A 24,851-nucleotide genomic window follows, 5' to 3' on the forward strand; every position below is an offset into this window, starting at 1 on the left:
TGTGAGGTTAGATACTCAATTATAACACGTGATTAGGGGGTCATTGTTTTTTGCATCTAAAAAACTCTGTAAACCTTGATATATATAAGGAAAAACAAAAATGTAGTGTGAAAAAATTTACACTACCGGAAGTTGTGGGGGAGATATTTATATGAATAATAGAAGACTAAATATGTATTTCTTCGGAGATGTAGGCGAATATGACTGTTATAATCCAGCATATATATGTGGCAAACAATACACTTATGAAGTATTATTCTTAATTTCATCTAAACAACCATTTTCAATTTCTAAATCTGAAATCTCAAGTTATTTAAATATAGAAGATGCAGTCATTACTAATATTATTCATAATCTTGAAATGATAAACGCAATAGAAGTTAAAGAAAATACATTTAGAATAAAGTTTGCAATTTTTTTAGAACAAGATGTTATAAAAATGGAGAAATACATAAATAACATAGGTGAGGTAATTGGAAAGAAAATTGTATCCTTGAGAGATATATTATATAAAAATGTATCAGATTTGAGATGCTCAAAGTGGCATAGTAATGAAAGAATACTTTATCATATTATTTGTGACAAGGTGTTCGATGGTACTGCTTTTGATTTTTTTGCTGAAAGAAACACATTTTGTACGTCAAAATCGCAACCTGGCAATAGAGCTTACATTATTGTTGCATATGAAGATAGTGAAGCAGTAGAAGCATATAGTAATAAATTATTATGTAGTAGCAATAACTATATAGGTTCTGATTTTACTTTTAATAGTTTTGGAGATTCAAATGGCTCAAGGAAGGATATGTATAGGTTTTTTAGACTTATCCAAAACAGTATTGATAATAAAAGTTCATTCCATGAACTAAACATATCTTATATTAAAATTTTAGATAATATGAATAGAGAAATTGCAGCTGAATGCGGTGAATTGATGTGTAATATTATCAGTAATAATATCAAATATAATCAATTAGACGAAAAAGAAAAGGACTTAGCAAGATTCTTAAAGGAATTAAAATATATTGATATTGACGACCTTACTAACATTATAGTTATAAATGTTCCAGTATTTTATGAATTTGAAAATACAACAGTTATTAAAAATTTATCGGACATTATACTCACAAATATATATCCAATAGTAGAAGAAGTATTTGAGAATTTTAATAGCAATGTATCTGAATTGACCTCAGTAAGACACAATGTAGATATAAAAGAGATAGCAAATGAATTATGGCATCAAATCTTTGGTGCTACCAATGAGTATTTAGTAAAAGAAGGATTTGTTTCATCACCATATGCTATAGATGGAGAAGGTAGATATTTGAGAAGCATCACTATAAATCGCTGTTAATATTAAATTTGTAATTAGATACTTTTGATTTTCAAGCAAAAGATTTTTACATTAGACAAGGATATGAGGTTTTTGGTGTGTTAGATGATTGTCCGTTGGATCATAAAAGATACTACATGAAAAAATTATATATATTGAGTGCTTTAGATCCTAATAACCATAGTATGTAATAAATATAAGGATAACTTAAATAGTTTAGGAGGCAATGTGATGAGAGCAAAAATTCAGAAGATATGTGATGATTTCAGTAAAGAACACAATTTTTCGGGTACCTGTCTTGTTAAACAAGAAAATGATGTAATTTTTTCGCAAGCATATGGATTTGCACATAGAGGTTTTAATATTCCCAATAAACTTAATACTATGTTTGATACGGCATCTATTACCAAGGTTTTTACTGCAACAGCCATTTTGATTTTAATCGAGAAAGGGTTATTACATTTTGGAGACAAAATTGCTGACATTATTGATTTAAAGGGAACGGCAATTCCTACAGATGTAAGTATTTATAATTTTCTTACTCATACGTCAGGAATAGCTGATGATGCAGATGAAGAAGCAGGCGAAAATTATTCTGATTTATTTATAAATAAACCGAATTATTCTATACGAAATACATGTGATTTTCTTCCTCAATTTGCATATAAAGAACCTATTTTTAAGGCAGGTACGAATGTTAGATATAATAATTGTGCTTTTGTTTTATTGGGTTTAGCAATAGAAAAAGTAACTGGACAGGATTATAGAAGTTTTGTCACAAATAATGTTTTTGTGCCATGCGGGATGCTAAATACAAAATTTTGTGCTATGGATGAAGTGAATAAAGATATAGCAGAAGGATATATCGGATGCTATGATAAAAATGAAAATTTTATTAAATGGAGAAAAAATATATACTCTTACCCTCCTATTGGGTCTCCAGATTCAGGGGTATATACAACAGTAATTGACCTTGATATTTTTATCAGAAACCTAAAAGCAAATATGTTATTAACAGTAGAATATACTAATATGATATTTTCACCTCATTGTAAATTCACAAGGCCATTTAATTATGGACAACCTCCAATTAATGCAACAATAAGAAAAGGATATGCCTTTGAATTTGTAGAAATTAATGGCGAGATATTTTGTATGCGTAAAGAAGGCTTGAACGATGGTGTAGGTGCAATGCTTTCATATTATCCAGATAATGATGTAACAATTATAATTATGAGCAATCAAACCATGTGCAATCAAGAATGTAATGTATGGCAGATGCACAGAGAGATTGAAAATTTATTCATAACTGTATAACAACAATGACATGTATAAAATTTGAGGTGAAATATTAGTGCAGTTTTGTTACTTACATAAGTCAAGTCATTTATGACACAAAATCCACACATCAGTGAACAAAATTTTACCGTAAGCATTGGACGGAGAAGCCTATTAGATGCTAATGAAAATTAAAGTAGAGGTGTTGTATGGAAATAAATATAATAAAAGGTAGTATGGAATATATAAATTATTGTGAAGATATATTATTAAATTCCGAACTTGGAATAAGATATTTTTCAGAAAAAGGAAGCGCTAGAAGGGCATTAAAGGATGGATTTAATAAGAATGAGATATATGTTGCCTTAGATATTGATCATAATTGTAACGGGTTCATATGGTTTATTTTACAGGGGGCATTTCATTCATTTCCATATCTTCACATTATCGCAGTGAAGAAAGAAAATCGCAAACTTGGAATAGGGAAAAAACTATTAGTGTTCTTTGAGGATATTTGCTTTAAAGATTATACAAAACTATTTCTAGTGGTTGCAGATTTTAATACAGATGCCAAAATATTGTATGAAAAGATCGGATATGTTGAAATTGGCGTTATACCTGGCTTGTACAGAGAAGGAATAACTGAATATTTAATGATGAAATTAAAAGAAGAGAAAATATAGTTGTCGTGTAGTTCTTGAAACAAAAACAGTTGCCGGACTGAAAGAGTCAGTAGAGAACCTTAAAAACTATACGTAGGATTCTTATTGGAATATCATAATATTTATATGTAATTACTTTAAAAGCTTGAGATTATGTTTCAACAACACATTCATCGTATAGGTTCAATGTGAATCTTGCATTTTAAGAAAGGAAGTAGCTAATATGAATGAAACTATTATTTCTGAATTTAATAATAATATAAAAATATACTATAAAAACCAGAAAAAATCTTTACCACTGGTTTATCGTGAAGAGGTTGAGACGAACTGGGACAACCTCTTAATTAATGGTGAAAAGTTTTTTAATGTGGATGTATTTACAATTGACAATATAGAGGTCAATGAAGATAACATAAATATCTTTGTTGGCTTAACTGACTATGCGCATTTTTTGTATACCATCAATAAAAACACTTATGAAGATAATGATTGTAGAGTTATTCACACCTCCGCTCTGATTGAAACTAATGATAATAAATTTGCTATTGGCGAAATGAATGAGGGGACAGCATTCCCTTTTAAGCTGCAATTTATTGGCGGAGGCATAGATAAGAATGATATTAAAGGAGACCTTTTGGATTTAGAGCATAATATTAAAAAAGAAATTTTAGAAGAGCTTGGTATTGAGACTGCTGATAAAAGTATTGTGAAAAGCTTTAAGCCTTGTTATTTAAAAAGTGGAGGCAAAAATAACTTTCTATCAGCTATTTATAAATTGGATTTATTAATTAATGAAGATGAGCTTAGGGTACTATTAAATAATCATAACGAAGCTTTAGCATTAAAAATGGAAATGCAAGAAATAAGGTCCTTAATTTTTCTTGATACTAATAAACAAGCTATACAGGAATTTGTTACTAACGATAAAAGAGAGAGGGATGGAAATCTTATTGCAACTTTGGAGGCATCAGTTGGAATAAGGCCAGTCTTAGGATTTAAGTAAAAGCTTTTTATTATTTAGTTAGTAAATATTTAATTTTAATAAGTAACAAAATGTTACCGTTCGCCCTAGCTGAATACATATACGAAGGAGGTACATAATGGATATTTTTAAATCTGCAAGCGAGTTGATGAGAGAACAATTAGGTCATGATGCGATAATATCACTTGCCACTGGTACAGAGAACGGAGTAAATGTTCGGAATGTAGACGGTTATTATAAAGATGGATACGTTTATGTCATGACACATATTTGCTCACAGAAAATTAAGGAAATTGAAAGAAAATCAAATGTAGCAATATGTAAAGATTTGATGTGTGCACAGGGTATAGGTGAAAATCTAGGTAATCCAAAATCAGTATCAAATGGAGAATTACGAGAAGAACTAAAAAAAGTATTCTTTGCATTTTATGATCGTCATGTTAATGAAAATGATCCTGGAACATGTGTTTTAAAAATTGCATTAACAAATGCGGTTGTATTTAGTAAAGATACAAAATATATTATTAATTATAAAAATTCAACAGCTACTGTAACACCTTTTGCAAATGATATTATTTAAATCAGGGAGGTTAATTTTAACTATGAATGATCCAGAAAGTATACTTAATTATTATAAGGACGAATTGAAATGGAATCCGCCTTTTGCGGAAATACTCTCTAAATATTCCCCAGATGCATTAAACGGATATTTGGGAATGCGACAATCTATTCAAGAGGGACATTTGCCTAAAAAGATAAGAGAACTAATTTTTACAATATTGGATAGTTTGGATGATGAATTAAGTGGGGCAAAAGCACATGCTGTTGCAGCCATAGAAGCAGGTTTAACTATGGAAGAGCTGACCGAAGCATTTGTAATTGTAACTATTGTTAAAGGGATTAATGTGTTATGCAAAACAGGAGTTGAAGCAATAAAAGCAGCAGAGAAAAGGTTTCAAGAAATCAATTTGGACAAAGAGGACCAATAGTTTATTAATCGTAAGCCAAGTAAGTATTATATACTAAACGATATATGAGTGGAGGATAAATATGTTATTTAAAGAGTTTGGCAATAAAAATATGCCCGTTATTATTTTTATTCATGGGGGCGGATTGTCATGGTGGTCATGGAACCCACAAATTGAAGCATTAAAAAAGAATTTTTATATTATTACTCCAATTATTGACGGGCATGGCGATGCTTGTGACACCACTTTTGTAAGTATAAAAGAATCAGCAGAACAAGTTATTAAATACATAAAAGAGAATTGTAGTGGAAAAGTTTTCGCAATTTGTGGTCTTTCTATTGGTGCTCAAATCGTTGTTGAAATATTATCCAAAGAAGCTGATATTACTGAGAATGCGGTTATAGAAAGTGCATTGGTTTATCCTATAAAGATGGCAATTGCACTAACGGTACCAATGTATAATATGTGCTATGGGCTAATTAAAAAAAGATGGTTTTCAAAACTACAGGCTGAAACATTGAACGTTCCAGATGAATTATTTGAAACCTATTATAAGGAAAGTTCACGAATGACAAAAGAATCACTAATTAATTTTACTATAAGCAATGGAAACTATCCAATGCCAAGATCTTTATGCAACACAAAAGCCAAAACATTAATATTAGTTGGTGGGAAAGAATTATCAGTAATGAAAAAATCTGCAGTATTACTGCACGAAACCATTAAAGATAGTATTTTACAAGTAATTGAAAAAAGCGGACATGGTGAAATTAGTTTAATGTATCCAGAGAAATACCTTAATTTGTTGCAACAGTTTTTTTCAAATAGTTTATTATAAGGAAAAAATTATTATATTCTACTAAGTGGAGAAAATTATGATTAATATTCAAGGTGACAGCATCTGATGAAACACCAATTGGTCAATTGTCTTTTATAAGGATTAATTATTAAAAAAGCCAATGTGAACTTGGTTATCGCATACGTACTTAGTTTTCTTGCATAATGATTAATAGTAAATAGGGGTGTTTAGAAATGAAAATATTAATATTTCTTCATGGGACGGTAATAATGCATAAAAACGGCTTAGGAAAAACTAGAGAACAAAGGGTTCAACAAGTAATAAACAATGATCCTTCATTATATGACTTCATATCTTATATACCAATAGGCACTTCTGATAGAAAACTTGGAATATGGAAGAAGCAAGGTGCAGAAATTATTTATTTGAGTTCAAATAAAAATTTAGAGGACATTAAAAAAGATATGTTTATACTAAAAAAGTATGGTTTTCCAAAAGAACAAATTTTATTTAGAGAAGGTAATCTAAGTTACAAGGATATTGCTGAAAATATTATTCCTGACATTTTAATAGAGGATGACTGTGAAAGTATTGGTGGAAGAATTCAAATGGTCTATCCCAATATTTCATATTCAGTAAAAAATAAGATTAAATCTATTATAGTAAAAGAGTTTAGTGGGATTGACAACTTACCTAGTGATATTAATGAATTAAGATATTTATAAATCATAATAAAGCTTACGTAACCATAATTTAGTACTCATTATATAATTCATGAGATTATTTATATTTTGACTGGGGGAAAAGAGATGAATTTGGATGAGTTAAGAATCGACATTGCGAAACGAAGTAAAAAAGGATTACATTTTTTTTAGCTTCTGTAATTATTTGGTGTGCTGTGCTAATTGTATGGTTGCTACCAATAGACGATATTTTAAATAAAAATTTGCTAACATTCTGTTTTACAGCACCGCTTCCACCACTTGCATATATGATTTCAAAGATAATTAAATCAGAATTTTCAACAAAGAATAATCCTTTAAGCAAATTAGGGCTTTAGTTTTCGTTTAATCAATTTTTATATATATTAATTCCTATGTGGGTATACCCAACAGTCTCAGATAAAATGGTAATGGTTTTAGCTGTTATATTTGGGGCTCATCTGCTACCTTTTGGTTGGCTATACAAATCAAAAGCATATTCAGTGATGTCTGTACTTATACCTCTTACTATGATTATTGTTGGGATTATGTTTAGTGCCGTTGTAGTTTCAATAATTATGATAGTATTTGAAATTATATTTTGTATATGGTTAATGTTTGAAAATAAATTTCTAAATAATGAAGCATAAGTTCTCTAATTAATCAATGATCGATTATTTAAAAAAGAAATTGTTATTTATTTGCTTAAAGTGGAGTGACTAAAACTAAGTATAACAAAATGTTGCTGTTCACCTTGACTGGTGGGCTTTTTTTATATAGCTATGTGTAAATTTGTGGTTTATAATTTAAATATAGGTTATTAGAAAAAAGGTAACGATTTTGGAGACCTTAAGTTTTTTGAAACATAAAATTGATGTCGGTTCACCAGTTGAAATGTTCAGTAAAAAAATAAGTTTTTCAGTACTCATAGGAAGGATGTTTTAATTTATATGATAACAAATATTGATAAAATAAAAGAAATTGTGGAAAAGGAATTATCTTGCTCAGCTCATAATATAGATCACGTTATGAGGGTACATAATACGTGTATATTTTTATCAAAGTATGAGGAAAATGTTAATTTAGATATTCTTATTCCTGCAGCATTATTACATGATATAGCAAGGGTTATTGAAAGCCAAAACAAAACTGGTGAAATTGACCATGCTGTTTTAGGCGGAAGCATGGCCGAGGAAATATTGAGGAATCTAGATTATGAACAAGAAACAATTAATAAAATTAAGCATTGTATCACTACACATAGATATAGAAGTGGAAATTCACCTAAATCAATAGAGGCAAAAATACTTTTTGATGCAGATAAACTAGATGTAATAGGATCCATAGGTCTTGCTCGTACATTTATGATAGCTGGACAATTTGGACAAAGCTTGTCAAAAAATAAACTTAGCAGTGATTATATGCCAATAAACACAAGTGAAAACGGAAGACTAAAGGATGTATCAAAGCATTCACCATTTATGGAATATGAATTTAAATTTAAGAAAATTCCTGAAAAGTTATTTACACAAAAGGCAAAGGAAATTGGTATAAATAGACTGAAATATATGGATGACTTCTTTAAAAAATTAGATTTAGAAATAGAGGGTATCGAATAAACTTTAATATAAAAGATGGCATTAGTCGTATTTTAGGGGGCATCAAAATGATTAAAGGTATGTTAAAGGCAACTACTCCTCCAATTGTAGATCAGAATAATAAGTGTATTGCCATTTTAGAAAGAGTAATTATTGGTGGAATAAACCAGTGCATTTGTATACGCGGAAAAAATATTAGAAATCCGATATTACTGTTTCTACATGGGGGTCCAGGTGACGCAATGTTACCGGTAATGACTGGAATAAACAAAGATTTAGAAGATGATTTTATTGTAGTTAATTGGGATCAAAGAGGGACTGGTTTAAATGTTTACTATTGCAACGGAAATACTTAGTTAAATATGGTGGAGCTGTTTATGGACAGAGTAGCTACCGTTGCTTAGAAAAATATTTTTTATCTTCGCCAGAATATTCTTTAATTGATATTATAAACAGAATTCGTGGAAGCAAACAATCATTAAAAATGCTTTGGCTAAAACTTTTAGAGGTTGACTTGTCTAAAACAGCAACACAATTTGAAATACCTATTTATTTTATAGAAGGGAAATATGATTATAATGCTCCCTTCCCACTTGTCCATGACTATTATGAAAGCATTAAAGCTCCTAAAAAAGATTTAATATGGTTCGAAAAATCCGCACATTTCCCTCAATGGGAAGAGCCAAAAAAATTTCATACTTTACTAAAGGATAAAATAATCAAAGAAACTTACAAAGAAGGCTTGTTGTAATTTATGGTAATGTAATCAGAGGTCAATATATAAAAGAGAGGTTGATGAATGAATACTAAAAAGATAAAAGTAGGAGCATTTCAATTTTCGCCCTGTAATGATATTGGGGAAAATCTTAAAGCAATAAAGTGTGGAATTAAGTTAGCGGCCGAAAAGAATGTTCGGTTATTACTAACTCAAGAATGTGCATTATGTTGTTATCCTCCTGTATAAATACCTTCAGTTGATTCTATTGATCAAGTTGCTCAATATGAAGCAATAAAAGAAATTTCATTGCTTTCAAAAGAACATAATATGTTTATCGCTTTAGGATTAATATCATTTGAAGATGGATGTACATATAATTCTGTACAACTGATAAATCCAGAAACAACTCATTATAAGTCCTATAATAAAAGAGCTTTATGGGGGTGGGACATAGATAGTTTTACTCAAGGAAATGACATAGGAATTTACAGTATTGATGGAATTAAAATTGGAATAAGAATTTGTTATGAAGTAAGGTTTCCGGAATATTTTAGAGAACTTTTTAGAAATCATGTAGATTTGTGTCTTATCTCTTTTACTGACGTTGGTAAACAGGAACAAAATGGGAAGTTTAATCTTATTCAGTCGCATTTGGAAAGCCGTGCGGCAGAGAATATCATGTATGTACTCTCAGCAAACTCTATTTCACAATATCAGTTACCTCCAACCTGTTTAATAAATCCAAATGGATTAATTCTAGAAGTGGCTCCCATTAATAAAGAATCATTAATAACTAGGGAAATAGAGATTTTACCACACGATTTTGGACAAGAGGGGAGAATAACTTGTTCTAAAATATTGCAAAAATAACGATATACAATGGTAAAATATGAATTGCTAATAATAATTTTGTCTAATAAATATAAAAACACTTAATGGTTAAAAGTTAGTCATTAAAATTTAAGGAAATGAATGGAGTGATACTAATGTTTGGGAAAAGACAATATCCTATACTTGAGTTTGATCCTTGTAGGAGTGCATTTATTGAGCCGTCAACTTTCATAAAACCAATAGATATAGCCGAATGTTGTGTAATATCTTTTTTTAGAGCTATTATTGAAATGAAAAATAATAATGGACAGCTAAAACAAGTTGCTACTATTCATTCTGAAACTTTAGATATTCCAATTTATGAAATAATATGCAATACCTCAAAAGACAATTCTTAAGAAAAATGAATTTATAATTTTAGGAGGATTAATATTGGATAAAAGTAAAAGAAGGCACTGATGAATGTGAAGGGGTTAATCTGAAAAAAATAGATAAATGGAAATATGCAGTTCTCAGAATAACTAACCCTTTCTCAAATCCCTTTCAAGCTATACCTGCTGGCTGGAATAAATTAGTAGAGTGGGTTAATTCAAATAGATATTATCCAAATTGCAGAGCTGACTGTTATAAGGAGAATTGCTGGCTTGAAGAAAAACTAGAAGGAAATGGAATTACTTACATGGATGTTTATCTCCCATTAAATTAATTTTATCATTAGTAAACACAGTGAAAAACGAAATTTCAAATCACCTATTGTAATTTATGAAAATAATTTTGGGAGGTTAGTAATGAAGTCAATAGCAAATTATATTTCAATTTTCAGAGCATTTCTCGCTCCTACATTGGCTTTAACAAAACCATTAAGTATAACTTTTTTTGTAATCTATCTTATTTGTGGAATTAGTGATGTTTTTGATGGATATGTAGCACGAAAAACTAATACTACAAGTAAATTGGGCGAAAAACTTGATTCTGTTGCAGATTTGATAATGATTATGATATTGATAATTGTACTATATCCAATTATTAATCCAACAGTTAAAATCATTGTTTGGATAGTTATCATTGGAATAATTAGAGTAGTATCAATTATGGTGGTATTTGTAAAGTATAAAACGTTTGGGATACTTCATACTTATGGGAATAAAATTACAGGGATTGTATTGTTTACGTTCCCACTATCACTTACTTTTATCCCATTATATGTGCTACTATATATAATTTGTGTAGTTGCTAGTATTTCTGCTATTGAAGAATTAATCATTCATCTATCATCAAATGAATTTCGAGCAAACAAGAAAAGCCTATTCTATACCCTTTTATCATGAAATAGGATTTAGTGATTTGGGTGTACAACAAGATTTTCACAGGATTTTATTTACACCAATGGAATTTATGGTACAAAAAAATTAAGGGAGGCACATTTTTGGATTATAAAAAACAGATTATTGAATTTAACCCTACCAATGAACAAGAAAGCCAAGATAAGAAGATAATTCTTGATTATATAGAAGAGTTTCCACAAAATATTTTGTCAAGAGAAAATAAATTTGCACATATTACAAGTTCAGGATTCATAATGAACAGCGCAATGGATAAAGTGCTAATGGTTCACCACAATATACGAAATACTTGGGCTTGGACTGGAGGTCATGTAGATGGAGACACAGATTTTTTACATGTTGCCATCAAAGAGGCTAAAGAAGAAACAGGCATACACAATGTGACAGCTCTTACAAAAGACATTATTTCTTTAGATGTTTTTCATGTTTATGGGCATGTAAGAAGAAATAAGTATGTTAGTGCACATCTTCACCTTTCGATAGCGTACGTTCTTATCGCAAGCGAAAAAGAAGCTCTTATAGTAAAGAAAGATGAAAATAGCGATGTTAGTTGGTTTTCTGTGGATAGATTTACTGAAGATTTTTTTGATTCAAGAGATGTTTATTTATATAACAAGTTAATTCATAGGGCCAAACAAATTAACAACAGCAGTTACTAGATTATATTAAACAATATATTCATAAAGTGAGGATTTTAATATGAAGAATGAAATAACTGTTGTTTTTTTCGATTTATTTTACACATTGGTAGAACCAAAGTATAACGATTTAAGAAATGAAAATGATGTGTTAAAAATAACAAAAACACAATGGGAACACTCTAACTCAAAAATACTTGAAATAGGTGCTGGTAGCGGGAAAGCAACAGACCTATTTGTTAACATAGGTTTTAATATGTATTGCATAGAACCTGGAGAAAACTTAGCTGCAGTAGCATTGAAAAAATTTGCACCTACTGGCCTGGTTGAATATTGTACATGTCGTTTAGATGATTGGGAGGAGAAGAAAGAATATTTTGATTTAGCAATTTCAGCTCAAGCTTTTCATTGGATTCCAAAGCCTATAGGTTTTCTAAAGTGTGCAAGTGCATTAAAACCCAATGGGTTTATTGGATTGTTTTGGAATCTATATTTAACCTATAATGAGCCTATTGATTCTGAACTTAATGAAACCGGAATGTTTCTTTTACAGTCTGAAGCATCTTGTGAGGAACGTATCAAGTCTCATATAGAGGAAATAAAATCAAGTGGTTGTTTCAAAGAAACTATAGTATATAGAATCCCATGGTCTCAAAGATATACAACTGATGAGTATATAGGATTTATGAAAACCTGTAATGGGTTTCTAAGTGCAAATGAAAATGATAGACAATTAGCTGAGGGCGATTATAAATAGATATGGTGGATTTATAACAAGACAATATCTATGTGTGCTATTTCTCGCACAAAAACGTTGAATTATTCTTAATTCATATTTTCTTCAATTAACAAAAATAGTCCGCCTTGGTCAGCGGACTACTTTTTTATAGCAATGTGTAAATTTATGCCTTATAATCTATATATAAGCTAGCAAAATCAAATATTTGTTTTATATTGATATTAAACATGTAATAACTATATGATTATATAGTTAATAAAAGATAGTGACAAAGACTTAAGGAGGAATAATTATGAGTATAAAAGAAGAAAAAAAAATATGTCCACTTTGTGGACAAGATAATAATTGTCAACATGGTCAAGGTGGATGTTGGTGCGATACAGTTAAAATTCCAAAGTACATATTAGATTTGATTCCTAATGACAAAAAGGGTAAAGCTTGCATATGTAAGTCTTGTTTAGAAAAGTATCAGAAATAATTCTCATAGAAATATTTTAGCATTAAAGGAGAATAATCCGAATGGATAATATTTTAATAGACGAGTTAACAGAACTTGTAGAAAATGCTTGTAAATCTAAAAAGAATAAATATGGATATGGAATTTGGTCCCATCACACAAAACCTATGCTTAAAATTTCAACAAAATTAGCTGCATTATTTAAAGCAGAAGAAATACTTAGAAAGTATAATTATCCAAAGGTTGGAATAGAAAAAGTAAAAAAATGCATTTTAAATCACAGAGGGAGTGTTAATAATATTAAAGATAGTGTTGAAGAAATTTGTGTAGCAGATGTAGATGCAATGGCTCATATAGAACAGATAGGTTCATTATTTTATCTTGTTTACAAAGAACTGAATATGGAAATAGAAGAAGGAATTCAATATATAAACGGTAAAATAAATAGAGATTGGAATAAGATGAGTGGAAAAAGCAAGAAATTATTTAAAGATAAGTATGAAAGAGTGATTGATGTAATCAATTAAATAAAGGTGGTTAATTAATGGGAAAAATTATAACAATTGGTGGAGGAAATCTTGGACAGCTCCAAACTTTTGAAATAGATAAACATATCGTAAAATCTACCAATAAAGAAAAACCAAAAGCATTATTTATACCAACTGCGGGTAATGACGCAACAACATATATTGAAACGTTTAATAAGGTTTATGGTGAAATGTTGGGATGCCATACCGATGCATTGTGTCTTATAAACAGCAATATTACTGAAGATGAAATAAAGGAAAAGATATTTTCTTCTGACATAATATATGTTGGTGAAGGAGATACAAAAAGCATGCTAAAAATTTGGAAAGAGAATAAAGTTGATTATTACCTAAAGCAGGCATATAAGGGAGAAACAATCCTTTGTGGACTTAGTGCTGGTTCAATTTGCTGGTTTGATTATGGATATAGTGATGTGTCAAGTGAAGGTGACGAGTGTAAAAACTTTATTAAGTTAAAGGCCTTAGGTCTATTAAAAGGATTTCATTGCCCTCATTTTAATGAAGGTAGTAGAGGCGAGGGATTCATAAATATGTTAAAACACAATGATATTTTAGGGATTGGTATTGATAATAATTGTGCTTTAGAAGTACTTGATGATAAATTTAGAATATTAAAATCAGATAAAAATGCAAAAGCATATAAGATATTTAATAAAAATAAAGTTGTGATAACTGAAGAATTAACTAATATCGAATCATATGAGCCATTAGAAAATTTTTATAAGACTATTTAGTCCACAACATTCAAGCAGTTGTCAGGAGAGAAATAGTGTAATGAAAAATAAGGAGCTAAGTATGGAAAGAATTGCAATAATATCAGATATTCATGGAAATATGCCATCATTAGAAGCTGTATTAATAGATATTAAGAGTAGAAATATTAAGTCTATTTTTTGTCTTGGAGATCTAGCGGGAAAAGGTCCTAGTTCAGCAGAAGTAGTAGATAAAATTAGACAACATTGTGAAGTAGTAATTAAAGGCAATTGGGATTATTATATGACTGAAACAAATGATAATGAAGCTGTAAAGTGGCATCAGAGCAAATTAGGAGTTGAAAGATTAAAATATATGAAACAGCTACCAATATATAAAGAGTTTTATATAAGTGGAAAACTATTAAGACTATGTCATGCTTCCCCAAACGATCTATTTCATAGAGTTTACCTCTCAACGAAGCAAAGTGAACGGATAAAATTATTTGAAGGAACACCAACTCTTAATATCGACGCAGATGTAGTTGGATATGGGGATATACATGGTGCTCATATAGATAATTTCGATGGAAAAACTATTTTTAATGTTGGAAGTGTTGGTAATCCACTTGAAATTCCTCAAGCATCTTATGGAATAATTGAAGGTAAATTTAATGATGAATATAAATCATCATTTGCAATATCTCTTGTTAGAGTACCATATGACATAGACTTAGCTATTGAACAGGCTGAATTAACAGATATGCCAGAAAAAAAAGAATATATTAATGAATTAAAAACAGCAATATATAGAGGTAAATGAACATTAGCATATTAGTAAGCTAAACCACATTTGTTTAAATGCTTATTAATATTCATTTAAGAAAGGAATACAATTATGAAAATAATGATTATAGGAGCAAGTGGGTATTTAGGAAATACAATCTGACTATAACCCAGATGAAATATACCATAGTTTAAGCAATGATAAAAGAAAATCAATACTCACCACAATAATAAGAGACATATAGGTATTAGTAACAATATGGATATTAAGTTTAGTTATTGAAACTAAAATCTTGAAAACAGTTGATGCTTCTAGTAACTTTAGTTTGCAGTTCGATGTGGCAGCCAAGGAGCCAAAACGTGTATTTAAGTGTATATTATCACCTGAATTTAATGAATAGGTTAGGAAACATTAGAATTGAGTATTGGAAGGGAATGGAGATGGCAAATATGTTAAACAAATTTACAAGCACTGATATAGTATACACAAAGAAATTCTCCGAAAACTATGAAGATAATGAGATAATAAGGTTCTACGATAATAATTTGCAGGACATGTATATGCACAGTTTTACACTTATCAAAAACAGTATTTGTAAAGATACGTTTAGAAAGATAGTTTTTGAAGAGTTAGAAAAAAGAAAGAGTGAAAATGCAAATTTCTTAAGAATAGAGTTTGATTTTGCTTTTGAGGATGATTTTATTGATAATTTACCAGTAATTCCACAAGTAACAAAATATGATTATATGCATATTAATCCTCATATGGGCGAATATTTAACTGGAAATGATGAGTGTGGTTTTAAAAAAGCAGGAGATAAGACGGAATTATTCTTTGATTTAAGTTAATCTTAAACTTTAATGACTCTGCAATTCATATTCTTCCTGTATTAAAAAAGCAGGAATTTGAATGCTTTTATTACTTATATTGAAAAGGTACTGAATTATTTAGTATAAATATAAAAATAAGAACTTTTTATTGTTCTATCATAGGGAATAACTGTATAATAGTTATAAATATTTCGTTACAGTAGTAACCGTAAAACACTGTGTTCTATAGAAAAGAGGTGACTTTTATAAAAGTGAATAATAGTAATCAGTTGGCTATTGATGATATAACATTAAGCTATCATGAAAAAGGTCAAGGTGATGTTTTATTATTTTTACACGGTAATAGCTTGGATAGTGATATTTTCGTTAACATGTATGAGTATTTTGCTGAAAAATACAAAGTTGTTGCAGTTGATAGTAGGGGGCACGGTTCAAGTGAACATGGAGAAGTCCCATATTCTATTGATTTATTTGCAGATGATATCATTTCCTTTTGCCGCAAAAAAAAATTCTCGAATATACGTATTGTCGGTTATAGTGATGGAGCGAATATTGCATTAATGATAGCCAAAAAGTATCCTCAATTGATTGATAAATTAGTCATTATTTCAGGTAATTATAAAGTAGAAGGTGTTAAAAAATGGCTTAGAAATATATTAAAGTTCTTGATAATTTTATTAATACCTTTTTCAAAACACTTCAATTCAATCAAAACAAAAAAATGGAAATATGACTTAATGGTGGATGATATGGGTATTTCAGAAAGTGATTTAAAGAAAATAATAAAACCAACACTTGTGCTTTGTGCTGAAAATGATCTTATTTATGAGGAGCATACATTTAATATACATAGAAATATAAAAGGCTCTTTTTTAAAAATGATAAAAAAAACTAATCATTTTAATATAGTATATAATGATCAAATTATTGAAATTATAGATGAATTTCTTAATTAATTTTTAAATGTAGTATTCTTTTTAGCAAAAATAATATTAAAAAAATGAAATGATGGGGGAATAGATATGAAACTAGAATTATTTAGGGCAAGTATGGAAATGGAAGAACAGCATTTAAGTTTTATCAATGAATGGGAAAAAGATGGTGAGGCAATTGCACCTTATGCAGCAAGATTACAAAACATGGATTATAAAACATGGTTGGATTATACGTACAAAATTGAAACTGTGGATACCTGTCCACCGAATTTAGTGCCTGCACACACCTATTTTTTGGTACTAGATAATAAAAAAATTATTGGTGCTGTAAATATTAGACATTATCTAAATGATTATTTATTAAATTTTGGTGGACATATTGGTTATGGTGTTTGTCCCTCAGAGCGAAAAAAAGGATATGCATCATTGATGTTATCTATGGCTTTACCTATAGCGAAGAAACTTGGAATTAATAAGGCTTTGATTACTTGTGATAAAAATAATTTAGGTTCTGCTAAAACGATTATAAAAAATGGTGGAGTTCTAGAAAATGAAGTGTCTGATGATGGAGAAATAACTCAAAGATACTGGATAGAGGTTTAATATTTGGATGGGTGAATTATGAGACAAGAGAATAATTATGACTATTGAAAATCAAGCACAATACTTTAATAATACATATGAAAAATGGAAACAAATATCTGATGAAAAAGGTAGAATTATAAATAAAGCAATAAATATGTTGGGAATATCAGAAGGACATTCTGTACTCGATGTAGCATCAGGAACAGGAGTATTATACACAGTTTTAAAAAATATGAGGTTAAGTAATTATGTTGCCTTAGACATATCAGAAAATATGTTGAAAGAATTACAACATTTATATCCTGAAACAAAAACTATATGTAATAATTTTGATAAAAATTTGGATTTAGAAGAAAAATTTGAGTATGTTTTAATATTTAATAGCATACCTCATTTTGAAAACTTAAATATAGTATTTTCAAATGCTAAGAAACATTTGAAAATTGGAGGGACTTTTGCAATAGTACATTCAAAAACTCGAAATGAATTAAAAGAACATCATAAAAGAATAGGATATAATTTGGGAAGAGAAGCAATTCCAAATGATGATGCTTTATATGAGCTTGCAGAAAAATATCAATTTAGAGAAGTTATAATAAGAGACGATGATTTTTTCTATCTTAGTTGTAAAAGGTAATCACTATGGAATTACAACAAATAAGATTTTATAAAGAATTAACTGAAGATTTGAAATTGTGCAATTTGTTGTTATCTTAAAAGGTTTTTCTTGGTGTACATAAAGAAAGTGTAGATGCTGTAAAACCATATAAGGACCTGGGTTTTGATTTTAATGGCCAGGTATTTGGTAGTGAATATATAATGAAATTAGTTTTAAAAAGGATGTAGGGTGACTATCCTGAACTTCATAGTAGAATCTTTAACTGAAAACTACGCAAAACAAATCTGTAACTGGAAATATAAGAGTGAATATTCTATATATGATTATCCGAAATGGGATAAAATATTTAGTGAAGATTGGGGCATTACAATAGATCAGACGAGGAAGAAGGAATTTAGTGCCATAGTTGATGAATGCACTAATTTATGTGGATACATAAGAATACTAGATAAAAATGAACATCTGCTAATAGGAGTAGGCCTAAAGCCATCTTTATGTGGACAAGGTTTAGGAATCATTCTAATGGAACTATTAATACAACAATGTAAAAAGAGGTATGAAAATAAAAAGGTTGTTTTAGAGGTTCGTTCTTTTAATGAAAGAGCAATTGCATGTTATAAAAAGTCAGGATTTAAGGTTGTAGATACTTATAAGAAGAATACACCAATGGGATATGGGGAATTTATTAAAATGGAATTTACCGATTAAATTTAGGAGGACGTAACCATGGTCAATCATGCAGGTACAAAATATATAGAAACAGATAGGTTAAGCTTAAGAAAATTTGTAGAAGAGGATGCTGAAGATATGTTTAATAATTGGGCATCCGATTCAAATGTAACCAAATACCTTACTTGGCCAACCCACGGCAGTATTGAAGTTAGTCAGGAAGTACTCAAAACCTGGATAGACGATTATAGAAATATAGAAAATTACCAATGGGCTATCGAGCTAAAAGAAAGTGGTAGTGTTATTGGAAGTGCAGCTTTAATGAATATAGATAATAATAATGAAAACTGTGAAATTGGATATTGTTTGGGACACAAATTTTGGAACAAAGGTATTATGACAGAAGTATTTTTAGGTATTATTGAATTTGCTTTCCATGAAATAGGTTTTCAGAGAATAACGGGTCGTCATGATGTAGCTAATAGAGCATCGGGACAAGTTATGAATAAATGTGGACTAGAGTATGAAGGAACTTTAAGAAAAACAAATAAAAATAACAGTGGTATTTTAGTAGACTGTAAGTATTATTCAATATTAAAGGATGAATATAAAATTTAATTGAAAGGAGATATGAATGAAAGTTATTACATTGTTTGAAAACAGAACTATATCAAAAGATTATAAATGTAAGCATGGTTTATCGTTGTATATAGAAACGTCTAATCATAAGATATTATTCGATACTGGTACGGATCAATCATTTGCATATAATGCTAGTAAGTTAGGAGTCAAATTGGAAGAGATAGACATAGCTGTGATTTCACATGGGCATTATGATCATGGTGGCGGACTCGAAACGTTTTTAAAACTCAATAGTAAAGCAGAAATTTACATCGGTAAGGGAGCATTTGATAGTCATCTTGTAAAATTATTTGGGGTTATTAAGTACAATATAGGTTTAAAGAAAGAATTAATTAATAACAGATTTGTATTTGTAGACCGAATCATGAAAATAGATGATGAGTTGACCTTATTGGGTGATGTTAAAGGCAATAAATTACAGCCTAAAGGTAATGATAGGTTATTAAAAAAATTTACTAATAACTCCATAGGAAAAGATGATTTTGAACATGAGATAAACCTATTGATTAATGAAGATAGAAAATATAGTCTATTTTGTGGGTGTGCTCACAAGGGCATTATTAATATTATTGAGAGAGCTAAGGAGCTCATAGATAATAATTTAGATACGGTAGTTGGCGGATTTCATTTAATGAGAACGAATACTAAAAGTTCTAATTCTAAAGTATTTTTAGATGATCTTTCAGTCAATTTAATTAACAATAATGTTAATAAGTATTATACTTGCCATTGTACTGGTGAACAAGCTTATAGGTATTTATCTAATACCATGAGCAACTTAAATGAGTTAAAAACAGGAATGATCATTGAAGTGTAGCTAGTTAGAAAGTTGTAATAATAAAAATAGAGCAAGTAAAAGCAGTCTTAAAATTTACATGACCAATTTACAAAGGACGTGAGAATATACTAAAATTTATTAAAAGCATGATTATATACACACTACTTTCAGTATTTGTATTCTTTTTTATATTTTTTATAGGAACATTTATAAACAGCGAAAAATACAAACTATTATTTGAAGATTGGGCACTAGTTATATCTATTATACTTGGTATATTATTATACATAAGAAAAAAATCAAAATTACCAGATTTTAGTTTATATATACTTAAAGGAATATTAAAACTAGGCTTTGGTATCATATTATATACAGCTGCAAGTATATTCTCAATATTCATGATAATGGATTATGTGCCATCTAAATTTAAACCTATAGTATCTATATTAACAATAATAATGCTGTTAGGCTCTATGGTAGCGCTAATAATGTACAGCACAAGACATGAGGATAAAATGATAGCACTGGTAGAACAGGAATTTCTAGACGGCAAAATAAGTGAAAAAGAGTATACAAAAAATAAAAACGATAAACTTAAACTTGCAGTTATACTAGGCAATTTAGCGCTGATAGTAGCAGTATTAAAATTGTTAATCAATTTATTAGCTAATTGAAAATACAAATTAAGGAAAGTAAATAAAAAGAGGGAGTATTTATATGGCACAGATATTTAATGAAAAAAATATATCATTTGAACTCAGACAATCACCAATTCCAGAGTTTTCTTGGCATACCAGTCAGAAATTATCAGAAATAGTTAAATCAAAACATTTAGAGTTTGATGTAAGATCCCTTGATGCAGGTAAATATTCATACCCATATCATTTTCACAGAAACTCAGAAGAGATGTTTGTAATCTTATCCGGAAGTGCTACACTTCGAACACCCAATGAATTTGTGGAATTAAGTAAAGGTGATATTGTGTTTTTTGAAATTGGACCAGAAGGTGCTCATCAACTATATAATCATACAGAGGCACCATGCACATTCCTTGATTTAGGTACTCATGATGGCCTAGATGTCTGTGAATATCCTGATTCAGGTAAAATAATCATTTTACCTTATCAAGAAGTATATCAAAGGGATCAAAAGGTGGATTATTATGAAGGTGAAGGTAAAGTTAGTGAAAATTGGCCAGGTATAATGAGTGTAAGTAATTTAAATACAGAGAGATTAATGTTAATACCAATGTCTTTAGATATAACCAAATCGCTTATGGAAGATAATACTATGGTCATTGAAAAGCTCGGATTTAAAGTAGAGAGTGATTGGCCAAGGTTAGACACTAAGGATATTTTACCCATGGTTAAAAGTGCTTTAGAAAAATCAATAATTCCAACTGGATTTGAATGTTGGATGATTGTAAAAAAAGATACTATGAAAATAATAGGAGACATTGGATTTAAAGGACAACCTGATGAAAAAAAGGAAATTGAAGTAGGCTATGGTCTAGTAGAAAAAGAAAGAGGTAAGGGATTTGCAAAAGAAGCATTATGCAAAATTTTAGATTGGGCTTTTTCTCAAAAGAATGTAGATATAATTAAAGCAGATTGTTTAATAAGTAATTTGGCATCTATACATGTATTAAAAAAGGTAGGAATGAAAGAAATAAATAAAGACCATGAATTTATTTATTTGGAGCTTAAGAAAAATTCAATATAAAATTTTATAAGAATGATGAGGAGATAAAATGAGAGAACAAGATTCAGGGGTACCTACCATAGAAGAAGCGACGTTGATTTTAAATGAAGGAAGTAAATTAAATCCTGGACCATGGATAGAACATTCCTTATTTGTGGGCAAAGCAGCAGAATTAATTGCTAACGAAGATAAGGAGTTAGATGGAAATATTGCATTGGTATTAGGCATGTTACATGATATAGGGAGACAATATGGTGTAACGAGTATGCGGCATAGTATAGATGGGTATAACTTTTCAATGGAGAGGGGATATACTTTATTAGCGAGAATTTGTATAACTCATTCTTTCTCATATAAAAACATTGATGCCGTATTTGGAAAATGGGATTGTTCAGATAAGGAATACAAATTTGTTAAGGAATATTTAGATAAGATTGATTTTACAGCTTATGATAAATTAATTCAGCTATGTGATGCGCTAGCTTTGCCTACCGGATATTGTTTAATGGAAAAAAGAATGCTAGACGTTGCTATGAGGCATGGGGTAAATGAATACACAATTCAAAAATGGAAAGCAGTTTTTGATATTAAGGGTTTTTTCGAAGAAAGAATTGGAAAATCTATTTATAGTGTTTTGCCCAATGTTGTAGAAAATACTTTTGATTTTTAGAATTTATTATTATAGGAAAGGAGATAGGCTGATTAGTGGAGTGACTATGCAAGTTCGGACATTACCTCCATAGCAATAGGTAAGGATTTGAAGTTATCTCCTGCCTTTTCCCCTGCGCCATACCGTACGTGAGAGTTTCCAACTCATACGGCACTCCAACAATTTATACTTTTAGCTTAATCTCTGAGTTTCCTACTAACTTTCTTAAAGAATTTACTTTTTCCAAACCTTTTCCTTCTATTTTCATAAGTGTCATGTATTTATCAATAGTTTTTTCTTCAATACAATGTACTAATTTATGAACATCATAACTTAACCAAGTTAGGTTTTTATATTCATCTGTTCCACCTTTGCTCTGCATTCTCTTATGATGACATTCCAATTTTCCTATTTCTAATTGTTCCCTTGTAACATAACATTTACCTCGTTGTCCTACAATTAATGAAATGCTATTATCATTGAATTCTACACTTTTCTTTCTATCGGAATTATTTAATAGGTGTTCTATGATGTGATTGTATCCCTTGGCAGAATCATGTATTATTTTCCGACCAGCCTTAGTATAATTGCATACTTTTGTATTCATACACATTGCATTTTTTGTCTTGCAAGCATAGATTGGAAACAATGTTATATTTTGTACCGTTCTTATTTTCCCTTGATAACTACCATATAACTTATTATAAGTTTTACTAAATCTAGGTTTGTTGCTCATTACTCCTTTTAATCTATTGTCCAAGGTCTTTGTAACTAAGAAATTTATCAAGCTGAAATCCATAACACAATGTGTAGCCTTGTTATAATAATTGTGGCTACCTAATATCATGGAGTTAAGTTTAGTTACTTTTTTTGAATTTTGTTTTTTTTGAATCACCTTAACCTGTTCAACTAATTTATTGACTGTATTTACAACTGCTTTTTGGGTCATTCTACTATTACATACAAGTTTTTTACCTTTATTTACAACATTTAACCTAAACCCTAAAAACTCTGTTCGACCTTTTCTTACATTAGTTATCTTGGATTTTGTAGGACTTATATCTAAGTCTAATCTTTCTTTTAACCATGTTTTAACTGCATTATATGCTTTCACAGCAGTTTTATAATCCCTACAGAATATCTTAAAGTCATCAGCATATCGTACTAGAAACATTTCTTTCATTTTGGTCTTTTTTAATGTTCTATATTTGTCTGATTGAGCTATGTAATCATGTCTTGTTTCAAATGTTTCCCATTGAGAACTTATCCACCAATCTAGTTCATTAAGCACAACATTTGACAATAACGGACTAATTATACCTCCTTGAGGTGTTCCTTTTGTTGGTATTCCTTCGCCTTCAATTTCAGATTCTAGAATTTTTCCAATTATACTTAACAGTTGTTTATCCTTTATCCCCATATTCCATAATTGTTTCTTTAACTTATTATGATTGACATTGGTAAAGAAACCTTTTATGTCAATATCTACAACATAATGCAGTCCATTACGATTCATCAAAAACATACTTCTTGCGATTGCGTGCTCTGTAGACCTATTCGGTCTGAATCCATAACTGTGTTTATGAAATTTAGCTTCACATATAGGTTCTAATATCTGTTTAATACATTGTTGAATAACCCTATCATCTATGCATGGAATTCCTAATGGTCTAGTTTTTCCATCACCTTTTGGAATATCAACTCTTCTTACACTTTTAGGAAAATAATTATCAAATTTGTTTTGGATATACTTGATATAATTTTCTATACCCATATTTCTGATAAATTCTATGTTTAATCCGTCTGTTCCCGCTGTTACTGAACCATGATTTTTTTTAATGTTTCTGTACGCTAGTAAAATATTTTCATCTTGCTTTATAAGTTGTATAAGATTATTAAATTTAATTCCATCACAACTCATCTTGTATAAATCATCGAATGTTTCTTGCATATTATAATATTCATTATTTCTTAGTTTTTGTTTTTTCTTTAATAAGCTTTCCTTCAAGTCTGCTAATACCTCATTTCGTATTACTACTAATTTCAGCTTTCACATCTCTTAGTCTTACTCGAACCTTGAACTAACTCAGATATTAAGTTATCAAATACCAACTGTCTTGTGGCTATCCCTCCACCACTTATTATCATGGTTTCATTGGTACTGTGCCACTACTCTCACTAAGATTAAAACAAGTTATATCCTTAAAAAAAAACTTTCCTTATTACTACTTCATTGGCAATAAAACCTCCATATTCTTAGCTTTCTTTGTTCCGTTATTCCTATCATATTATATCCTTAGGTCATTAGTTTAAGCCTATAAGCTTGATACTGCCTTTAACAGTATAAGGATTTTCAGAGTCACGATTTT

At 29.6% G+C, this 24,851-nt stretch carries 33 protein-coding genes and 1 pseudogene; 33 read left to right on the top strand and 1 reads right to left on the bottom strand.

The window, feature by feature from the left end; translation table 11 throughout:
- Window positions 1–151: 151 nt before the first annotated feature.
- The 33 genes and pseudogenes from ACREVU_RS00005 (at window position 152) to ACREVU_RS00170 (ending at window position 22,503) form a co-directional block, all read left to right on the top strand.
- On the top strand, window positions 152–1,354 hold the full coding sequence (locus tag ACREVU_RS00005; protein ID WP_431549583.1) for a hypothetical protein: 1,203 nt from the start codon (window positions 152–154) through the stop codon (window positions 1,352–1,354).
- 210 nt (window positions 1,355–1,564) lie between these two features.
- On the top strand, window positions 1,565–2,650 hold the full coding sequence (locus tag ACREVU_RS00010) for a serine hydrolase domain-containing protein (protein WP_431549584.1): 1,086 nt from the start codon (window positions 1,565–1,567) through the stop codon (window positions 2,648–2,650).
- Window positions 2,651–2,820: 170 nt separating this feature from the next.
- Window positions 2,821–3,294 (top strand): GNAT family N-acetyltransferase, encoded by a 474-nt coding sequence (locus tag ACREVU_RS00015; protein ID WP_431549585.1) that lies wholly within the window; start codon window positions 2,821–2,823, stop codon window positions 3,292–3,294.
- 202 nt (window positions 3,295–3,496) lie between these two features.
- The gene (locus tag ACREVU_RS00020) at window positions 3,497–4,276 is read left to right on the top strand and encodes a hypothetical protein (protein ID WP_431549586.1); all 780 of its coding nucleotides are present in this window, start codon (window positions 3,497–3,499) and stop codon (window positions 4,274–4,276) included.
- Between the two features lie 97 nt (window positions 4,277–4,373).
- Window positions 4,374–4,835: a hypothetical protein gene (locus tag ACREVU_RS00025; protein ID WP_431549587.1), complete on the top strand. Its 462-nt coding sequence runs from the start codon at window positions 4,374–4,376 to the stop codon at window positions 4,833–4,835.
- A gap of 22 nt (window positions 4,836–4,857) precedes the next feature.
- Window positions 4,858–5,244, top strand: a complete 387-nt coding sequence (locus ACREVU_RS00030; protein WP_431549588.1) for a carboxymuconolactone decarboxylase family protein — start codon at window positions 4,858–4,860, stop codon at window positions 5,242–5,244.
- Between the two features lie 61 nt (window positions 5,245–5,305).
- Window positions 5,306–6,061, top strand: a complete 756-nt coding sequence (locus ACREVU_RS00035) for an alpha/beta fold hydrolase (protein ID WP_431549589.1) — start codon at window positions 5,306–5,308, stop codon at window positions 6,059–6,061.
- A gap of 194 nt (window positions 6,062–6,255) precedes the next feature.
- Window positions 6,256–6,747, top strand: coding sequence for a hypothetical protein (locus tag ACREVU_RS00040; RefSeq protein ID WP_431549590.1), 492 nt, complete (start codon window positions 6,256–6,258; stop codon window positions 6,745–6,747).
- A 173-nt stretch (window positions 6,748–6,920) separates the two neighbouring features.
- Window positions 6,921–7,373 (top strand): annotated as a pseudogene (locus ACREVU_RS00045) (DUF7010 family protein).
- Window positions 7,374–7,673: 300 nt separating this feature from the next.
- Window positions 7,674–8,342 carry an HD domain-containing protein gene (locus tag ACREVU_RS00050; RefSeq protein ID WP_431549591.1) on the top strand — a complete coding sequence of 223 codons (669 nt, stop codon included), beginning with the start codon at window positions 7,674–7,676 and terminating at the stop codon, window positions 8,340–8,342.
- A 47-nt stretch (window positions 8,343–8,389) separates the two neighbouring features.
- Window positions 8,390–8,677 carry an alpha/beta fold hydrolase gene (locus tag ACREVU_RS00055; protein WP_431549592.1) on the top strand — a complete coding sequence of 96 codons (288 nt, stop codon included), beginning with the start codon at window positions 8,390–8,392 and terminating at the stop codon, window positions 8,675–8,677.
- Complete coding sequence (locus ACREVU_RS00060; RefSeq protein WP_431549593.1) at window positions 8,659–9,072, top strand: alpha/beta fold hydrolase; 414 nt, start codon at window positions 8,659–8,661, stop codon at window positions 9,070–9,072. The genes ACREVU_RS00055 and ACREVU_RS00060 overlap by 19 nt, the downstream gene beginning before the upstream one ends.
- A gap of 48 nt (window positions 9,073–9,120) precedes the next feature.
- Window positions 9,121–9,285 carry a hypothetical protein gene (locus ACREVU_RS00065; RefSeq protein WP_431549594.1) on the top strand — a complete coding sequence of 55 codons (165 nt, stop codon included), beginning with the start codon at window positions 9,121–9,123 and terminating at the stop codon, window positions 9,283–9,285.
- Between the two features lie 45 nt (window positions 9,286–9,330).
- Window positions 9,331–9,909: a carbon-nitrogen hydrolase family protein gene (locus ACREVU_RS00070; RefSeq protein ID WP_431549648.1), complete on the top strand. Its 579-nt coding sequence runs from the start codon at window positions 9,331–9,333 to the stop codon at window positions 9,907–9,909.
- A gap of 116 nt (window positions 9,910–10,025) precedes the next feature.
- Window positions 10,026–10,268: a hypothetical protein gene (locus ACREVU_RS00075; RefSeq protein WP_431549595.1), complete on the top strand. Its 243-nt coding sequence runs from the start codon at window positions 10,026–10,028 to the stop codon at window positions 10,266–10,268.
- A gap of 38 nt (window positions 10,269–10,306) precedes the next feature.
- On the top strand, window positions 10,307–10,576 hold the full coding sequence (locus tag ACREVU_RS00080; RefSeq protein ID WP_431549649.1) for a GyrI-like domain-containing protein: 270 nt from the start codon (window positions 10,307–10,309) through the stop codon (window positions 10,574–10,576).
- Between the two features lie 82 nt (window positions 10,577–10,658).
- Window positions 10,659–11,198, top strand: a complete 540-nt coding sequence (locus ACREVU_RS00085; protein ID WP_431549596.1) for a CDP-alcohol phosphatidyltransferase family protein — start codon at window positions 10,659–10,661, stop codon at window positions 11,196–11,198.
- A gap of 98 nt (window positions 11,199–11,296) precedes the next feature.
- On the top strand, window positions 11,297–11,872 hold the full coding sequence (locus tag ACREVU_RS00095; RefSeq protein WP_431549598.1) for an NUDIX hydrolase: 576 nt from the start codon (window positions 11,297–11,299) through the stop codon (window positions 11,870–11,872).
- 40 nt (window positions 11,873–11,912) lie between these two features.
- Entirely contained in the window at window positions 11,913–12,608 is a 696-nt protein-coding gene (locus ACREVU_RS00100) for a class I SAM-dependent methyltransferase (protein WP_431549599.1), read from the top strand.
- A gap of 274 nt (window positions 12,609–12,882) precedes the next feature.
- The gene (locus ACREVU_RS00105; RefSeq protein WP_431549600.1) at window positions 12,883–13,068 is read left to right on the top strand and encodes a cysteine-rich CWC family protein; all 186 of its coding nucleotides are present in this window, start codon (window positions 12,883–12,885) and stop codon (window positions 13,066–13,068) included.
- Between the two features lie 41 nt (window positions 13,069–13,109).
- Window positions 13,110–13,574, top strand: a complete 465-nt coding sequence (locus ACREVU_RS00110; RefSeq protein ID WP_431549601.1) for an HD domain-containing protein — start codon at window positions 13,110–13,112, stop codon at window positions 13,572–13,574.
- A 17-nt stretch (window positions 13,575–13,591) separates the two neighbouring features.
- The gene (locus tag ACREVU_RS00115; RefSeq protein ID WP_431549602.1) at window positions 13,592–14,329 is read left to right on the top strand and encodes a peptidase E; all 738 of its coding nucleotides are present in this window, start codon (window positions 13,592–13,594) and stop codon (window positions 14,327–14,329) included.
- Between the two features lie 40 nt (window positions 14,330–14,369).
- The gene (locus tag ACREVU_RS00120; protein ID WP_431549603.1) at window positions 14,370–15,110 is read left to right on the top strand and encodes a metallophosphoesterase family protein; all 741 of its coding nucleotides are present in this window, start codon (window positions 14,370–14,372) and stop codon (window positions 15,108–15,110) included.
- Between the two features lie 356 nt (window positions 15,111–15,466).
- Window positions 15,467–15,922: a hypothetical protein gene (locus ACREVU_RS00125; RefSeq protein ID WP_431549604.1), complete on the top strand. Its 456-nt coding sequence runs from the start codon at window positions 15,467–15,469 to the stop codon at window positions 15,920–15,922.
- 233 nt (window positions 15,923–16,155) lie between these two features.
- Window positions 16,156–16,860 carry an alpha/beta fold hydrolase gene (locus ACREVU_RS00130; RefSeq protein ID WP_431549605.1) on the top strand — a complete coding sequence of 235 codons (705 nt, stop codon included), beginning with the start codon at window positions 16,156–16,158 and terminating at the stop codon, window positions 16,858–16,860.
- Between the two features lie 66 nt (window positions 16,861–16,926).
- Complete coding sequence (locus tag ACREVU_RS00135; RefSeq protein ID WP_431549606.1) at window positions 16,927–17,442, top strand: GNAT family N-acetyltransferase; 516 nt, start codon at window positions 16,927–16,929, stop codon at window positions 17,440–17,442.
- 37 nt (window positions 17,443–17,479) lie between these two features.
- On the top strand, window positions 17,480–18,061 hold the full coding sequence (locus ACREVU_RS00140; RefSeq protein ID WP_431549607.1) for a class I SAM-dependent methyltransferase: 582 nt from the start codon (window positions 17,480–17,482) through the stop codon (window positions 18,059–18,061).
- Window positions 18,062–18,271: 210 nt separating this feature from the next.
- On the top strand, window positions 18,272–18,751 hold the full coding sequence (locus ACREVU_RS00145; protein ID WP_431549608.1) for a GNAT family N-acetyltransferase: 480 nt from the start codon (window positions 18,272–18,274) through the stop codon (window positions 18,749–18,751).
- An 18-nt stretch (window positions 18,752–18,769) separates the two neighbouring features.
- Window positions 18,770–19,330 (top strand): GNAT family N-acetyltransferase, encoded by a 561-nt coding sequence (locus ACREVU_RS00150; protein ID WP_431549609.1) that lies wholly within the window; start codon window positions 18,770–18,772, stop codon window positions 19,328–19,330.
- Window positions 19,331–19,346: 16 nt separating this feature from the next.
- Window positions 19,347–20,171 carry an MBL fold metallo-hydrolase gene (locus tag ACREVU_RS00155; protein WP_431549610.1) on the top strand — a complete coding sequence of 275 codons (825 nt, stop codon included), beginning with the start codon at window positions 19,347–19,349 and terminating at the stop codon, window positions 20,169–20,171.
- A 107-nt stretch (window positions 20,172–20,278) separates the two neighbouring features.
- Window positions 20,279–20,806, top strand: a complete 528-nt coding sequence (locus ACREVU_RS00160; RefSeq protein WP_431549611.1) for a hypothetical protein — start codon at window positions 20,279–20,281, stop codon at window positions 20,804–20,806.
- A gap of 43 nt (window positions 20,807–20,849) precedes the next feature.
- Complete coding sequence (locus tag ACREVU_RS00165) at window positions 20,850–21,854, top strand: GNAT family N-acetyltransferase (protein ID WP_431549612.1); 1,005 nt, start codon at window positions 20,850–20,852, stop codon at window positions 21,852–21,854.
- A 28-nt stretch (window positions 21,855–21,882) separates the two neighbouring features.
- Complete coding sequence (locus tag ACREVU_RS00170) at window positions 21,883–22,503, top strand: HD domain-containing protein (RefSeq protein ID WP_431549613.1); 621 nt, start codon at window positions 21,883–21,885, stop codon at window positions 22,501–22,503.
- Window positions 22,504–22,666: 163 nt separating this feature from the next.
- Here ACREVU_RS00170 and ltrA read toward each other — a convergent pair whose 3' ends face one another.
- Entirely contained in the window at window positions 22,667–24,490 is a 1,824-nt protein-coding gene (gene ltrA, locus ACREVU_RS00175; RefSeq protein WP_431549614.1) for a group II intron reverse transcriptase/maturase, read from the bottom strand.
- Between the last annotated feature and the right edge of the window lie 361 nt (window positions 24,491–24,851).

The sequence above is a fragment of the Clostridium sp. genome (genome assembly GCF_050717535.1).
GTDB lineage: Bacteria > Bacillota > Clostridia > Clostridiales > Clostridiaceae > Clostridium_AD.